14 protein-coding genes and 1 pseudogene are annotated in these 15,024 nt (G+C 63.4%); 6 read left to right on the top strand and 9 right to left on the bottom strand.

Features of this window, described 5'->3' with window-relative positions; all coding sequences use genetic code 11:
- Window positions 1–10: 10 nt before the first annotated feature.
- Window positions 11–916: pseudogene (locus ACSVIK_RS03745) on the bottom strand (methyl-accepting chemotaxis protein); the annotation flags it as partial.
- Window positions 917–1,641: 725 nt separating this feature from the next.
- Here ACSVIK_RS03745 and ACSVIK_RS03740 point away from each other — a divergent pair.
- Window positions 1,642–2,652, top strand: coding sequence for an amidohydrolase family protein (locus ACSVIK_RS03740; RefSeq protein ID WP_442443144.1), 1,011 nt, complete (start codon window positions 1,642–1,644; stop codon window positions 2,650–2,652).
- 427 nt (window positions 2,653–3,079) lie between these two features.
- Here the strand turns inward: ACSVIK_RS03740 and ACSVIK_RS03735 are convergent, their stop codons facing one another.
- Both ACSVIK_RS03735 and ACSVIK_RS03730 read right to left on the bottom strand, forming a co-directional pair.
- Complete coding sequence (locus tag ACSVIK_RS03735) at window positions 3,080–3,391, bottom strand: SCP2 sterol-binding domain-containing protein (protein ID WP_442443032.1); 312 nt, start codon at window positions 3,389–3,391, stop codon at window positions 3,080–3,082.
- A gap of 57 nt (window positions 3,392–3,448) precedes the next feature.
- A complete protein-coding gene (locus tag ACSVIK_RS03730) occupies window positions 3,449–4,147 on the bottom strand; it encodes a histidine phosphatase family protein (RefSeq protein WP_442443031.1) in 699 nt (232 codons plus the stop codon).
- 219 nt (window positions 4,148–4,366) lie between these two features.
- Between ACSVIK_RS03730 and sohB the strand changes: the two genes are divergently transcribed.
- Window positions 4,367–5,386, top strand: coding sequence for a protease SohB (gene sohB, locus ACSVIK_RS03725; protein ID WP_442443030.1), 1,020 nt, complete (start codon window positions 4,367–4,369; stop codon window positions 5,384–5,386).
- Window positions 5,387–5,416: 30 nt separating this feature from the next.
- Window positions 5,417–6,406, top strand: a complete 990-nt coding sequence (locus ACSVIK_RS03720; RefSeq protein WP_442443029.1) for a YhdH/YhfP family quinone oxidoreductase — start codon at window positions 5,417–5,419, stop codon at window positions 6,404–6,406.
- A 33-nt stretch (window positions 6,407–6,439) separates the two neighbouring features.
- Here ACSVIK_RS03720 and ACSVIK_RS03715 read toward each other — a convergent pair whose 3' ends face one another.
- Window positions 6,440–6,877: a hotdog fold domain-containing protein gene (locus ACSVIK_RS03715; protein ID WP_442443028.1), complete on the bottom strand. Its 438-nt coding sequence runs from the start codon at window positions 6,875–6,877 to the stop codon at window positions 6,440–6,442.
- A 104-nt stretch (window positions 6,878–6,981) separates the two neighbouring features.
- Between ACSVIK_RS03715 and ACSVIK_RS03710 the strand changes: the two genes are divergently transcribed.
- Window positions 6,982–7,566, top strand: a complete 585-nt coding sequence (locus ACSVIK_RS03710) for a TetR/AcrR family transcriptional regulator (protein ID WP_442443027.1) — start codon at window positions 6,982–6,984, stop codon at window positions 7,564–7,566.
- On the opposite strand, the gene ACSVIK_RS03705 is transcribed toward ACSVIK_RS03710, so the two are convergent.
- Entirely contained in the window at window positions 7,563–8,060 is a 498-nt protein-coding gene (locus ACSVIK_RS03705; protein ID WP_442443026.1) for a DUF934 domain-containing protein, read from the bottom strand. The genes ACSVIK_RS03710 and ACSVIK_RS03705 overlap by 4 nt on opposite strands.
- Window positions 8,044–9,702 (bottom strand): nitrite/sulfite reductase, encoded by a 1,659-nt coding sequence (locus ACSVIK_RS03700; RefSeq protein WP_442443025.1) that lies wholly within the window; start codon window positions 9,700–9,702, stop codon window positions 8,044–8,046. The genes ACSVIK_RS03705 and ACSVIK_RS03700 overlap by 17 nt, the downstream gene beginning before the upstream one ends.
- Window positions 9,703–10,193: 491 nt before the next feature.
- Between ACSVIK_RS03700 and ACSVIK_RS03695 the strand changes: the two genes are divergently transcribed.
- Window positions 10,194–11,225 carry an ABC transporter substrate-binding protein gene (locus ACSVIK_RS03695; protein WP_442443024.1) on the top strand — a complete coding sequence of 344 codons (1,032 nt, stop codon included), beginning with the start codon at window positions 10,194–10,196 and terminating at the stop codon, window positions 11,223–11,225.
- Here ACSVIK_RS03695 and ACSVIK_RS03690 read toward each other — a convergent pair whose 3' ends face one another.
- On the bottom strand, window positions 11,226–11,453 hold the full coding sequence (locus tag ACSVIK_RS03690) for a DUF2970 domain-containing protein (protein ID WP_442443023.1): 228 nt from the start codon (window positions 11,451–11,453) through the stop codon (window positions 11,226–11,228).
- Window positions 11,454–11,603: 150 nt separating this feature from the next.
- Between ACSVIK_RS03690 and ACSVIK_RS03685 the strand changes: the two genes are divergently transcribed.
- Window positions 11,604–13,010, top strand: coding sequence for an NAD(P)/FAD-dependent oxidoreductase (locus ACSVIK_RS03685; RefSeq protein ID WP_442443022.1), 1,407 nt, complete (start codon window positions 11,604–11,606; stop codon window positions 13,008–13,010).
- A 19-nt stretch (window positions 13,011–13,029) separates the two neighbouring features.
- Here the strand turns inward: ACSVIK_RS03685 and ACSVIK_RS03680 are convergent, their stop codons facing one another.
- Both ACSVIK_RS03680 and ACSVIK_RS03675 read right to left on the bottom strand, forming a co-directional pair.
- The gene (locus ACSVIK_RS03680) at window positions 13,030–13,926 is read right to left on the bottom strand and encodes an alpha/beta hydrolase (RefSeq protein WP_442443021.1); all 897 of its coding nucleotides are present in this window, start codon (window positions 13,924–13,926) and stop codon (window positions 13,030–13,032) included.
- A 28-nt stretch (window positions 13,927–13,954) separates the two neighbouring features.
- Window positions 13,955–15,013: an RNA methyltransferase gene (locus ACSVIK_RS03675; protein WP_442443020.1), complete on the bottom strand. Its 1,059-nt coding sequence runs from the start codon at window positions 15,011–15,013 to the stop codon at window positions 13,955–13,957.
- Window positions 15,014–15,024: the final 11 nt, after the last annotated feature.

Here is a 15,024-nt window from a genome sequence, read left to right as displayed (position 1 = left end):
GCAGAGCTCTTCACACCAGTGCCGACAGACGCACGTCGGCACCCAGAACGCGCAGCAAACGCCCCTGGCCATCGAGGATGGGCACCGATACGGTGAAACAGAAATCATCGGTGGCCGAAGAACGGTAGACCTTGGTGATATGGCTGGCCATGCGCTCGGCCACGGCGCGAAACCAGGGGCGTTGCCCCCAGTCCCGACCACGGCAACTGACTGCTTCGTCGTGAGGTACGTCAGCGGCGAAGACATTCTCGGAAATCTGCACGCCACGCTGGTCGACCAGGTAGAACAGCTCGAAACGCCTGTCGCGTGCCAGGGTGTCTTCGAGCAAGCGCTCGGCGGTAGCCACATCGCCAGCCATTTCGGGACGCTGCGCCAGTTGCTCGACGCTGGCGCGCACGGCGTTGTGGATTTCCAGGCGGAAGTCGCCGAGCCCGGCGAGCAGACGGTCACCGTCTTCGCGCACGGCCTGGCTGTGATGCAGCACCTGGCCAGCCTTGCCGAGCAGATCGCCTGCCACACGGGCGATGTTTTGCACGTCGCCATTGATCGAGCGCACGGCCTGGCCGATCTGTTCGGTGCCGGCGGCGATCTGCCCGACCTGAGCGTCCAGGCGATCCATGACCTGGCGCGTGCTGTCCAGCCCTGAACTGACGGCGAGGATGCCGGAGCGGCCATCGGCCACGGCCTGGTGCATCTGCTGGCTGGCGTCGTCGAGCTGTTGCATGCCCTTGCGGAAGCCTTCGATGATGTCGCTGACCTGGCTGGTGGCTTCGGTTGTATGGCCGGCCAGACGGCGTACTTCTTCGGCGACCACGGCGAAGCCACGGCCATGCTCGCCGGCCCGCGCGGCCTCGATGGCGGCATTGAGGGCCAGCAGATTGGTCTGCTGGGAAATGCTGGCGATCACGCCGATAACCTTGCTCACTTCGTCGAGCTGCGCGGTCAGTTGCCCGATCACCTGGATCAGTTGCGCCTCGCTGGCATCGATCACTTCGACCTGGCCGAGCACGGCCTTGCCGCTGTCCTGGCAGCGATGCAGGGTGGCGGAGACTTCGCTGGACAGCCGGGCGACCTCGCCGGCACCGGGAACCAGCTCGGCATCGAGGGTGGTGGTGACCTGTTCACTGGCACTGGCGATCAGCTCCGAAGACTGCGCCAGGGTTTGCCCGCTCTGCTGATTGGCAGCGGCGATACTCGCCAGTTGCGGTGCATGGGCGGCGATGCCGACGGCGGCTGTCAGGCTGCTGCGGATGCGCTGCTGCAGGCCGGCGCTGAACAGATTCAGGCGGGTCATCCATTGCTGCTGTTCCGGCAGGCGGATGGTGAGATCGTGTGCTTGGAACAGGGCCTCCAGAGCGGCCTCATCCTGGGCTTTGCGGGTCGGTTTGCGCAGCAACTGCATCATGGCTGTTCCCCCTTCGATTTGTCTGGGGCTCTGCAAGCCAAGTGCCATCATCTCTTTGGCGTAGCCACTGCCCTGGCGAGGCATCGAGCGCTCGCCGCTGTGCAGCGTTGGTGCAGTGATGCTCGTCGCGCTCCAGTGCAGGGCGAAGACAGCAGGGTACGGCGAACTTGCCGCCTGCCACGGCGGTCTATGCTGCCATACCGTCAGGAGGACTCGTCTTGCTCACTCTTCGTTCGATGCCGCTGCTGCTGGCCCTCGGCGCGATGCTCGCCAGCGCTGCCCAGGCCCGTGAATACCGTTACAGCGATGCCCATTTGCACTACGTGGATTTCTTCCAGGAAAGCGCCGGCATGGACGAGCTGCTGGAGAAGATGGCGCAGAACAACGTCGATCACGTGATGTTCTCCGGCATTCCGGTGGTCAAGAAATGGGACGAGGACGAGCCCAAGCGCCCGCGCTACTACGCCGGCGACGACGCCAATGCCTACTGGTACAGCGCCACTGACGTGTTCATCGCCGAGGCCTACAAGCGTCTGCCGGCCGAACAGCGCCGTCGTTTTCACCCCTTCCTGTCCGGCTTCAACCCCAATGACAAGAATGCCGACGCGCACATCCGGCGCATGCTCGAACTCGATCCTGGGTTATGGCAGGGCATCGGCGAAATCTTCACCCGACACGACGACCTCACCGCACTGATCCACGGCCGTGCGCCGCGGGCTGACAACGAGGCGCTGGCGCGGGTGTTCCACCTGGCCGCCGAATACGACCTGCCGGTAATGCTGCATTCCAACATCACTTCCAAGCGTGAGCGCAATCCGCTCTATCTGCAGGAGATCGAGACGCCGCTGCGCAATCACCCGCATGTGCGTTTCATCTGGGCGCACGCCGGCACCAGCGCGGAAATTCATCGCCACCAGGAGAAACTGGATTTCCTCCTGCCCACACTCGAGCGCATGTTGGACAATTACCCCAACCTGTACATCGACCTGTCCTGGACCGTGCTACGCCCCTATTTGCTGGACGAGAACGGCAAACCGGATCCGGATTGGGTACACCTGGTCAGCAGCTACCCCGAGCGCTTCATGATCGGCTCGGATGTGGTTGGCCGCTTCGGCAGCCTGGGCGAGTACATGACCGGCTTCGATCCCTTCCTCGACGCCTTGCCCGAAGACGTGGCGCACAAGGTGGCGCGAGACAACTTCCTCTCCATATTGCCGCGCCGGGTACGGGCGGAGTTGTCGGAGTAGCCGCTAGTTCCAGCGGTATACGGCGGGCATGAAGTACACATCTAGTTACATGGGGGCAGAAAGGGTGCTAGCAGTAGGGCGATGAGTTGACTTTTACTTGCTCTTTTTCTGGTTCTTCGCATTTCAGGGGGCGGGATGCTGGGCTGACACCGCACTGGCAAGTTTATGTTGGCCTGTGTTGGTGTTCTTGACGCCGCTTTGGGGTTGTCAGAGGCGGCGAGGACTGGCCATCTGGGACAAAAGTGACTCGCCCGGGAGGGCGAAACCAAAAACATCAGCAAAAACGCGGCAATTCGGAACAAACACAAGAACAACTAACACAGTATTGTCAGTCCGATCCAAGCATTCCCCCTGAAAATACGATGAACCATAAAAAAACCGGAGTGCCAGGACTCCGGTTTTCGTGTGTTGCGAGCAGCCCGCCGAATCAGACCGGGAACAGTTCGCCCAGCTTCATCGCCAGCATCATGTCGCCTTCGGCGCGCAGCTTGCCGGCCATGAAGGCCTGCATGCCGTCGGTTTCACCTGTGGTGATGCCCTTGAGGGTTTCGCTGTCCATGATCAGGGTGACGTTGGCGTTCGGGTTGTCGCCTTGTTCGATGGCGCAGGCGCCATCCTTGACGATCAGCGCGTAGTTGTCGCCGTCTTCGATGTTGAACTGGAACACCAGATCCAGGCCGGCAGCGGCGCTGGCGTTGAACTTCGATTGCATGTTTTGGACGATGTCAGCAACGCTCATGGTCTTATCCTTCTTTATCATGGGTTTCGCGCGGCGCTAAGGCCGTATGTTCCGGGCTCATCGGTAGGTGATGAGCTCCGGTGCCTTCAGCAGCTGTAAATGCAGATGGCTGTTGAAGGAAGCCAGGGTCACCTCGCGGCCGCGAAACTTCAGCAGGCTGAGCGAGGTGTTGACGATTTGCCAGTTGAGCTCGAATGCCTTGCGCGCGGGCACCTCGGTGATCAGGCGCAGCAGGGCGGTGATGGTGCCGCCGGAAGTGAACACGGCGATGTTCTGCTTGCTGTCTGCGCGCTCGAGTATGCGCTGCAGGCCGCCTTCGACCTGCGCCACGAAGGCCTGCCAGCTTTGTAGATCGGGGCGATCGTGTTCGCCCGAGACCCAGCGCTCGATCAGCTTGGCGAACAGGCGCTGGAATTCGGCACGGTTGTTGGCGCCATTGCGCAGGATGTCGAGGGCTTCGGGTTGTTCGTCGAGAATGCCGGGCACCAGGCTGCGGATCACCGCGTCGGCGTCGAATTCGTTGAAGGCATCGTCGATTTCCAGAACGGGGGCGTGCTCGATGTGCTGCAGTGCGGCTTGCGCGGTGTGCTGCTGACGCCGCAGGCTGCCACTGATGCAACGGTCGAGGCGAACGCCGAGCCTGGCCAGATGTTGCCCGAGCACTTCGGCCTGGCGCACGCCGGTGGGTGACAGCACGTCGTAGTCATCGGCACCGAATGAAGCCTGGCCATGTCGAATCAGGTAGATGCTGCCCACGTCCGTCTTCGTCCCGGCGTGTTGAAAGTTTCGCGAGGTTATGGGCAAGCCGGGTGGACTGTCAACGGAAAAACATACGCTTGTTTGAATTCGTGGAAAACTTTCGTAGGGTGCGCACGCCCATGGTCGATACGTCGCCGCGTCGGTATGCTTGAACGCTCGAAGGCGTCGCATCGCTTGCCGGTCAGCCGCGCCAGAATCGTTTGCAAAGGGGGATCTGTGGAGTTTCTAAGCGAATATGCCGGCTTTCTGGCGAAAACCCTCACCGTCGTGGTGGCCATCGTCGTGGTGCTGGTGTTCATCGCCGCCCTGCGCGGCAAAGGGCGGCGCGGTAGCGGTCACTTGCAGGTGGACAAGCTCAACGATTTCTACAAGGGCCTGCGTGAGCATCTGCAGCAGACGGTATTGCGCAAGGACGAGCTGAAGGCGTTGCGCAAAGCCGAGGCCAAGGCGGCCAAGCAGGAGAAGAAGGCGCCAAGTGACAAGCCACGGGTGTTCGTGCTGGACTTCGATGGCGACATCAAGGCCTCGGCCACCGACAATCTGCGCCACGAAGTGACTGCGCTGCTGTCCATGGCCAAGGCCGAGGATGAAGTGGTGCTGCGCCTGGAAAGCGGTGGCGGCATGGTGCACGGCTACGGTCTGGCTTCCTCGCAACTGGCGCGCATTCGCGAGGCCGGCATCCCTCTCACCGTCTGCGTCGACAAGGTGGCGGCCAGCGGCGGCTACATGATGGCCTGCATCGGCCAGAAGATTCTCGCCGCTCCTTTCGCCATCCTTGGCTCCATCGGCGTGGTGGCGCAGTTGCCCAACGTGCATAGACTGTTGAAGAAACACGACATCGATTTCGAGGTGCTGACGGCCGGTGAGTTCAAGCGCACCCTGACGGTATTCGGCGAGAACACCGACAAGGGCCGGGAGAAGTTCCAGGAGGATCTGGAAACCACCCACGAGCTGTTCAAGGGTTTCGTCGCCCGCTATCGCCCGCAACTGGACATCGACGCCGTGGCCACTGGCGAGGTCTGGCTGGGCATGGCGGCACAGGAGCGTCTGCTGGTGGACGAGCTCAAGACCAGTGACCAGTATCTGGCCGAGCGTGCCACGCAGGCCGAGCTGTTCCGTCTGCATTTCGCCCAGAAGAAGAGCCTGCAGGAGCGTGTCGGGCTGGCCGCCAGCGTGGCCCTCGATCGCTTCGTGCTGACCTGGCTGAGCCGCCTGCAACAGCAGCGCTTCTGGTAGGCTGAACGAAGACAATGACAGGAGACCGAGATGAGTGAATTCAAGGCATTGCTGGTCAGTGAAGCGGCTGACGGCGGTTTTCAGCGGCAGGTGGTGCAGCGCCGCCTGAGTGACCTGGCGGATGGCGACCTGCTGATCCGTGTGCGTTATTCCTCGCTCAACTACAAGGATGCTCTGTCGGCCAGCGGCAATCGCGGCGTCACCAAGCAGTATCCGCACACCCCGGGCATCGATGCCGCCGGTGTGGTCGAGGCGTCCAGCGTGGGCGAGTTCGCCGTCGGCGACGAGGTGATCGTCACCGGCTACGACCTGGGCATGAACACGGCCGGTGGTTTCGGTCAGTACATCCGTGTGCCGGCGGCCTGGGCGATCAAGCGCCCGCAGGGTTTGTCGCTGCGTGAGGCCATGCTGCTGGGCACTGCCGGTCTGACGGCGGCGTTGTGCGTGGACAAGCTGGAATGCGCTGGCGTCGCACCGCGCGACGGTGTGGTACTGGTCACCGGCGCTACTGGCGGTGTGGGCAGCGTGGCGGTGATGTTGCTGAAGAAGCTCGGCTACCGCGTCGCAGCGGCCACTGGCAAGGCGGATCAGGCCGACTTCCTGCGCAGCTTGGGCGCCGACGAGATCGTCAGCCGCGAGGAGCTGCAACAGGGCGTCGAGCGGCCACTGCTCAAGGAACGCTGGGCAGCAGCGGTGGACACGGTCGGCGGCGATATCCTGTTCAACGTGGTCAAGTCGTTACGCCGTGGCGGCAGTGTCGCCTGCTGCGGGCTGACCGCAGGCGTCGGCTTTCAGGCCTCGGTGATGCCCTTCATCCTGCGTGGCGTCAATCTGCTGGGCGTGGACTCGGTGGAGCTGCCGCTGGTGGTCAAGGCCTCGATGTGGGACAAGCTGTCGCTGCAGTGGAAGCTGGATCTGGCGCCGCTGGCTCGAGAGGTCACGTTGCAGGAACTGCCGGCCGCGATCGAGCAGATCCTGGCCGGCGGCATGGTCGGCCGGGTGCTGGTGCGGCTGGATTGAGCGAAAGGCCCGTCGACGACGGGCCTTTGCGTTTCACGCACGGCTGACGTACATGGTGATCCGTGCGCGAAACACCGGCTTGTCGCCGACATAGGCCTGCACCGGCACCTCGATGTCGCCGAGCTGGCTCCAGTCCAGCGCGCTGCCGTCGGCCACGGTGCGGACATCGCCGTCGGCCTTGGCCAGGTACTCCACCGTCATGCCCTTGGGAATCCAGCGGCAGCCTGCCGGGATCGAGGCGTCGGTCATGCTGCCGGCAGCCAGCTCGGCGGCGTTGCACAGGGCGATGGCGTGCACCGTGCCGATATGGTTGAGCACCTCGCGACGTTTGGGGAAGGTCACCTCGGCATAGCCGGGGCGCAGCTCTACCATCTGCGGGGCGATACTGGCGAAGTAGGGGGCGACCTGGCCGATCATTGCACTGAACTGCGCCGGGCCTGCTTGCTGGAACATCTGCAACATCTGACTCATGACTCTCTCCTGCGGGTTTGCAATTGAAGATGAGCGCGCGCCAGGGCAGTATACGAGCGTTAGAAAATGATTCTAGAAAAATATTCTAGTCATCAGGGAGTGGCATGGCCCGTTCATCGCGTAAAGACGAGATTCTTCAGGCCGCACTGGCCTGTTTCACCGAGCAGGGCGTCGATGCCACCACCATCGAGATGATCCGTGACCGCTCAGGCGCCAGCATCGGCAGCCTGTATCACCACTTCGGCAACAAGGAGCGCATCATCGCCGCCTTGTACCTGGCCGGCACCGCGCAGTATGCCGAACGCCTCGAGCACGGCTTCGCCCAGGCAAGCAGCGCCGAAGCCTGTGTCAAGCTGCTGGTGACCAGCTATATCGATTGGGTTGTGGCCAATCCGGACTGGGCGCGCTTCATCCTGCACAGTCGCGGTCGAGTCGAGGCGGGCGAAATGGGCGACGCGCTGCGCGAAGCCAATCGTCTGCATTTCGCGCGTATTCTCGCGGCGCTGGCCGAGTACCGTCAGCAGGGGGCTTTCAAGGCCATGCCTGACGACTGCTTCGCCTCGGTGGTGATCGGCCCGAGCCAGGATCTGGCCCGCAACTGGCTGGCTGGACGCAGCCAGAGCCAGTTGGGGGCATGTCGTGAACTCCTGGCACAGATCGCCTGGGAGTCGGTGCGGGCGAGTTCTTAGGCGCGGCGGCGGAACAGCGGCAGCGGCTGGTCGGCCGAGGCCTGGTAGACCTCGTCGTACTCCTCGAAGGCCTTGAGCGCATCGACGGGATCCTTGTCCGCGCGCAGGGCGAAGGCGTCGAAGCCGACACGCCGCAGGGCGAACAACTGATCACGCAGCACATCGCCAATGGCACGCACTTCGCCGGTGTAGCCGTAGCGGGTGCGCAGCAGGTAGGCAGTGGAGGAGTGGCGGCCGTCGGTGAAGCTCGGGAACTCCAGGGCGATGACCTGGAAGTGTGCCAGGTCATCAGCGATTTCCTCGATTTCGTCGCCGGCCTCCAGCCACACGCCCAGACCGCCATCGCGAGCCTTGAGGGCGTGAGCGTGTTCGACCCACAGCGCCAGTGGCACGATGATGTCATCGCAGTTGGGGATGGCGTCCAGGGTCACGTCCTTGGCCAGCAGGTGCCAGGTTTCGTCGATCACCTGACCGTTCTTAATGATTCGCTGCATAGACGCGCTCCTTGAACGGGTCGATACCGATGCGGCGGTAGGTATCGAGGAAGCTTTCTTCTTCGGTGCGTTGCTCGACGTAGACCTTGATGATCTTGTCGACCACGTCCGGCATGTCGTCCTGGGCGAAGGACGGGCCGAGAATCTGCGCCAGGCTGGCTTCGCGACCGGCGTTGCCGCCGAGGGAGACCTGATAGAACTCCTGACCTTTCTTGTCCACGCCGAGGATGCCGATATGGCCGACGTGGTGGTGGCCGCAGGCGTTCATGCAGCCGGAGATGTTGAGGTCGATGTCGCCGATGTCGAACAGGTAGTCCAGGTCGTCGAAACGGCGCTGGATGGCTTCGGCCACCGGAATCGACTTGGCGTTGGCCAGCGAGCAGAAGTCACCGCCCGGGCAGCAGATGATATCGGTCAGCAGGCCCACGTTCGGCGTGGCGAAACCTTGTTCGCGCAGCTCGTTCCACAGGGTCAGGAGCTGACGCTGCTCGACGTCGGCGAGAATGATGTTCTGGTTGTGGCTGTTGCGCACTTCACCGAAGGCATAGCGGTCGGCCAGATCGGCGATGGCGTCGAGCTGCTTGTCGGTGACGTCGCCAGGCGCCACGCCGGTGGGCTTGAGCGACAGGGTCACGGCCACGTAGCCGGGCTTCTTGTGGGCGAAGGTGTTGCGCTGGCGCCAGCGGGCGAAGCCCGGGTGCTCGGCGTCCTGCTGGGCGAGCAGGACGTCTTCATCCTGCAGCGACAGATAGGCCGGATCGACGAAGTGCGTGGCGACGCGGGCGACTTCGGCCTCGGTCAGGGTGGTCGGGCCATCCTTGAGGTGCGCCCATTCGGCATTCACGCGCTCGGCGAACACCTCGGGGGTCAGTGCCTTGACCAGGATCTTGATACGCGCCTTGTACTTGTTGTCGCGACGGCCATAGCGGTTGTACACGCGCAGGATGGCATCGAGGTAGCTGATCAGGTGCTGCCACGGCAGGAATTCGTTGATGAAGCTGCCTACGATCGGGGTACGGCCCAGGCCGCCGCCGACGGAAACGCGAAAGCCCAGCTCGCCGGCCTCGTTCTTCACCGCTTCCAGGCCGATGTCGTGCACCTCGATGGCGGCGCGGTCGCTGACGGCGCCGTTGACGGCGATCTTGAACTTGCGCGGCAGGTGCGAGAACTCGGGGTGGAAGGTCGACCACTGACGGATGATTTCGCACCAGGGGCGCGGATCGACGATCTCGTCCTTGGCCACGCCGGCGAACTGGTCGGTGGTGGTGTTGCGGATGCAGTTGCCGCTGGTCTGGATGGCGTGCATCTGCACGGTGGCCAGTTCGGCGAGAATCTCCGGCACGTCTTCCAGCTCCGGCCAGTTGAACTGCACGTTCTGGCGGGTGCTGATGTGCGCGTAGCCCTTGTCGTAGTCGCGGGCGATCTTGGCCAGCATGCGCACCTGCTTCGAGGACAGCAGGCCATAGGGCACGGCGATGCGCAGCATGGGCGCATAACGCTGGATATAGAGGCCATTTTGCAGGCGCAGCGGACGGAATTCCTCGCCGCTCAGCTCTCCGGCGAGGTAGCGGCGGGTTTGATCGCGAAACTGCTTGACGCGATCCTCGACGATCCGTTGATCGTACTGGTCATATACGTACATGAAGGGTCCTGTTTTCAGGCTGCTTACTGCCAATCAGCGCGCACGGCCGCGCACTCCCCGAGGAGCCGGGGCACGATACCAGCTCAGGTTTATGCGTAAAAGTGATGTTTGAATATATAAACCTAGGTTTGGGGAATAAGACGGAGGTGAAGCATAACCAGAAGGTTTGAGCCTTGGCCGCGCCTGGTCTTAACTGCAATTGTGTCCCCCACGAACATAACAACAGGTGGAGCCATGAGCGAGCACAGTGAAACTCAGCATAGCGACAGCGTCGTCGATGCCTGGGCCATCTTCTGTCTGATCCTAATCGTCGTCGGTACCGCCATCTTCTGGGTCAGCGGCCAATAGCACGGCGCTTCGGGCGCTCGCTGTCGGCGTCTGCGGCGAATGGTAACAAGTACTGTCGTCCCATCCTGTCGTCGCTGCCGATATACTGCGCCTCGCGAAATGGGAGGCGCATGGTGAACAGGTGGTGGCTAGGGATTGGGCTGATGCTGTGCTGCACGCTGGTGCAGGCAGGTAAAGATGGTCTGTCGGTGGTGTTCCTGAATCCCGGATTCAGCGACGAACGGTTCTGGAGCGATTACTCGCGTTACATGCAGGACGCCGCCGACGATCTGGGCATGGACTTGCGCGTGCTCTATGGCGAGCGCGACAACCAGCGCATGCTGGCTAATGCGCGCCGGGTGCTGGACGGCAAGCACCCCGATTATCTGATTTTCACCAACGAGCAATTTTTCGGCCCGCAGGTTCTGCGTCTGTTCGAGAACAGCGAGGTGCGCCTGTTCGCCTTGCACAGCACTCTGAGCCCGATGCAGCAGGCCTTGATCGGCGGCAGCCGCGAACGTCATGGCAACTGGCTGGGCAGTCTGATTCCCAATGACGAGGAAGCCGGCTACCTGATGGGCCGTGAGTTGATCGCCCTGAGCCAGGGAAAGCGGACGCAGATGCTGGCATTTTCCGGAGTCAAGCAAACACCATCATCGACTCTGCGCCTGGCCGGGTTGCGGCGTGCGCTGGATGAGGCGCCCCATGTACGCCTGGTGCAGGCGGTGTATGGCGAATGGCAGGAGCAGCGGGCCTATCAGCAGGCCATGAGCCTGCTGCCGCGCTATCCGGATGTCGAGTTGGTGTGGACGGCCAACGATGCCATGGCATTCGGCGTAATGCGCGCTGCCAACGAGCTGGGCCGACCCCTTCGCTACGCCACCTTGAACAATTCTGCGCGGGTCTTCCAGGCACGCATCGATGGGCGCGTCGAGGTGCTGCTCAGTGGCCACTTCCTGCTCGGTGCCTGTGCCATGGTGATGCTTCACGATCATGCCAAGGGGCTGGACTTCGCGGCGCGCGGCGGCAAGGATCAGGTAGCCCGGCTGTTGCGAGTGATCGATGATGAGGACGCGCGCATCTTGCAGGCGCGTCTTGCCCGGCAGGACATGGGGCTGGACTTCAGGCGTTTCAGTTCGGTCGGCAAGGCCGGCATGCGCGCCCCGAGCTGTTCCATCGAACCCTTGCTGGAGTGATCAGCCCACCGCCAGGTGCATGATCAGCTTGACGATGCCCAGCAGCACCAGGACGAATACGCCGGTGAACAGCACGCCGAGCAGGATGAAGTGGCTGGGCTTGCCGCGGCTGAAATCGCGGCTGCGGTTCTTGCCACTCTGCACGCCGAAGGCAGCAGCCAGCACGCTGTGCAGCATTTCCCAGAAGCTCAGCGGGGGTTGTTGGGGCTCTTTGTCCTGATCACTCATAAGCCTTTCTCCTTCGCTGCTCAAAGCATAGCCGAGCTTGCGCATGGCGGCGCCAACTCACAGGCAACTCTTTCCGGCATCCCGCGCCTGGCAGGGCACCGCCAGACCATGGTGCAATGCGGCTTGCACCGACAGTCAATGGAGGGGGGGATGAATTCCTGGCGCAATATCAGCCTGTGGATGGATCAGCTCGATGATCCGCTACAGGCGCGGCCCAGCCTGCAGAGCGATTTACAGGCCGACGTGGCGATCATCGGCGCCGGTTATACCGGGCTGTGGACTGCCTATTACCTCAAGCGCCAGGCGCCGCAACTGCGCATCGTGATGCTGGAGGCCGAGACGGCTGGTTTCGGCGCTTCCGGGCGCAATGGCGGCTGGCTGATGGGCAATCTGCTCGGTGAGGATCGTCTGCTGGGCGAGCTGCCAGCGGTCGAGCGCAAGGCGTCCTTCGACCTGCTGCACGGCATTCCCGATGAAGTGGCCTCGGTGGTTGCCCGTGAGGGAATCGACTGCGATCTGCGCAAGGGCGGTGTGCTGTATTGCGCGGCGCGCTACCCCGAGCAGGAGGTGCGCCTGCGCGAATACCTCGGGCACCTGCGTGCGCTGGGCCTCGGTGAGGATGACTATCGCTGGTTGGCACCGAACGAACTGGCCGCGCAATTGCGCCTGGCCAATGCCTATGGGGCGCTGTACAGCCCGCATTGCGCGACCATCCAGCCGGCCAAGCTGGCACGTGGCCTGGCGCGCTGTGTCGAGGGCATGGGGGTGGAAATCTACGAGCGCAGCCCGGTGATCGATTGGCAGCCTGGTCAGGTGTATACCAGGCAGGGTCAGGTCATCGCTGACTGGGTGGTGCCGGCCGTCGAGGGTTACGCCGCCAACTTGCCGCCGCTGGGCAACCATCAACTGCCGGTGCAGAGCCTGATCGTCGCCACCGAGCCGCTGCCGGCGGATATCTGGGCTGGTATCGGCCTGGATCGGGGCCAGGCCTTCAGCGAGTTCAGCCGTCAGGTCACCTATGGTCAGCGCAGCCTCGATGACCGCCTGATCTTCGGTGCGCGCGGGGGCTACCGTTTCGGCGGACGCTTGCGTAACGACTTCAACCTCAGCGATGACGAGCAGAGCCTGCGCCGCTACCTGATGGGGGAACTCTTCCCCCTCTTGCGCAAGGTGCGCTTCACCCACTCCTGGGGCGGCAACCTGGGTATGGCGCGGCGCTTCCAGCCGCACATGCTGCGCGACACACGCAACCGCATCGCCTTGTCCGGCGGTTATGGCGGGGAGGGTGTCGGGGCCAGCAATCTGGGCGGGCGTACCCTGGCCGATCTGATTCTCGGGCGCGACAGCGAACTGCTGCGTCAGCCCTGGGTGCTGCACGATAGCCCGATTTCCCATCTGCGCCGCTGGGAGCCTGAGCCCCTGCGCTGGCTCGGCTACAACGCGATCATCCGCAGCTTCGTGCACGAAGACGAGGTGCTGGCCAATCCTCGTAGCCCGGCCTGGCGACGCCGCCTTGCACAAAGTCTGGCGGCAGGGTTGGAAAGCCTGATGTCCTGAGCGGTCGTATCCGAGCGCTTCAAGGCAGGCCCAGCGAGCTGAGGAAGCTATCGACCCGCGTCGTATAGGTAGGGTCTGCCCCCAGGTCCGCGTTGATCTCGCTATGGGAGCGATCCTCGCGCACCACGCTGACCGTCACACCGAGCTGGCGCGCTTTGGCCGCATAGGCGTCGGCCTGCGGGCAGGCGTCGCTGCGCCGGGTCGAGCACACCGCCAGCAGTGGGCGAGCGTCCTTGCGCAGCACATGCAATGGCGAGGCTTTCTGCCAGTAGCTCTTGTCCTTACCGAAGGCACGGTCATACAGCGGCAGATGACGCCCCTGCATGACGGCCGGTACGTCGAAGGCGGCACTGTCCAGGGCGACCGTGCCCAGCCAAGAAGGCGACACCCCGGGTGCCAGTTGCGGGTCGCTGCTCAGCAGGGCGACCAGATGGGCACCGGCGGAATGACCCATAAGCACCAGGCGCGCTGGGTCGCCGCCCCAACCGTGGGCCTGGCGCTGTACGGTCGTCACGGCCTGCGCCACGTCACTGGCCTGGGTCAGCGGGTCGGCATCCGGTAGCAGGCGGTAGTTGCTCGATACCAGAATGTAGCCCTTGCCCAGCCAGTGCCGAGCCTTGTTCTCGACCACTGCGTCGCGGGCCTTGTCGCCGGTGTACCAGCCGCCACCGTGCACCATGAACAGGATGGGCGCGCCTTGTGGGTTGGGCGGCAGGTAAACGTCGAAAACCTGTCTTGGATTTGTGCCGTAGGTTTGCTCGTGGAGGATTCGGCTGCCGGCGGGCAACTCGCCGAGCAGTTGTTGCTCGGCGCGTGCTTCGCGGCGTTCCTGGAGTTTGTCACGCAGGATTCCAGCCTGACTGGCGATGGGCAGGCACAGTGAGGCGAGGATGAGCAAAGCGGGAAAGCGGGGCATGGAGCACTCCTTCAGAGAACGCCAGGCCTCATGTTAGTGCAGGTCGGCTCGGCGATTGGCGATCGAGATTACGAACCTTGATCAGTTCGGTGGCGCGGGCGCGCAATTGTCCGCAGCCACCATCGACATCCTGGCCTGCCGAGTTGCGCACCTTGGTCAGCACGCCACGGCTGTGCAAGTAGCGCACCATCTCGACGATGCGCTCGCCATCCGGGCGCTGGTAGTCGTCCGCTTCCAGGCTGTTGTAGGGGATCAGGTTGAGCACGGCGAACTTGCCCTTGAACAGGCGCAGGATGTTGTCCATCTCTTCCTGGCTGTCATTGATGCCCTTGAGCAGTGTCCACTGGTACTGAATGGGGTAGTCGATGCTGCGAGCGTAGGCTTCGCCCAGTTCCACCAGCTCTTCGGGGTCGATGCGCGGCGCCTTGGGCAGCAGGCGCTGGCGCAGTTCGGCGTCGGTGGTATGCAGCGACAAGGCCAGGGCAGGGCGCACGCGCTGCTTGGGCAGGCGCTCGAACACGCGCGGGTCGCCCACCGTGGAGAACACCAGGTTGCGCTGGCCGATACCGCCCTCGGTGCCGAGCAGGTCGATGGCCTCCAGCACATTGTCGAGGTTATGCGCCGGCTCGCCCATGCCCATGAACACCACTTTCTTCACCGGACGGAAGCGTCGGCCCAGGGCCACCTGGGCGACCATCTCGGCGCTGCTGAGCTGGCGCAGCAGGCCGCTCTTGCCGGTCATGCAGAACACGCAACCGACGGCGCAGCCGACCTGGCTGGAGATGCACAGACCGTCGCGCGGCAGCAGCACGCTTTCCACCATCTGCTTGTCGGCCAGTTCCACCAGCAGGCGGGCCGAACCGTCGGCGCCGGGGTGCTCGGAGCGCAGGCGAGCCAGGCCATTGAGATCGGCGGCCAGCACCGGCAGGCCCTGGCGCACCGACAGCGGCAGGAAGTTCTCGGTCTTCTGATGCTTGGTGCCGGTGTCCAGCGGCTTGCCTTGCAGCCAGGCACGGGTGATGCGCCCGATATGCTGGGGTTTGGCGCCGAGATCGGCGAGGCGTTGGGTGATATCGGAGAGCTGCATGGGGCGCGGAT

The organism is Pseudomonas sp. NCHU5216, from assembly GCF_052156495.1.
Lineage (GTDB): Bacteria > Pseudomonadota > Gammaproteobacteria > Pseudomonadales > Pseudomonadaceae > Aquipseudomonas.
This window is presented reverse-complemented; position numbering and strand designations above follow the sequence as displayed.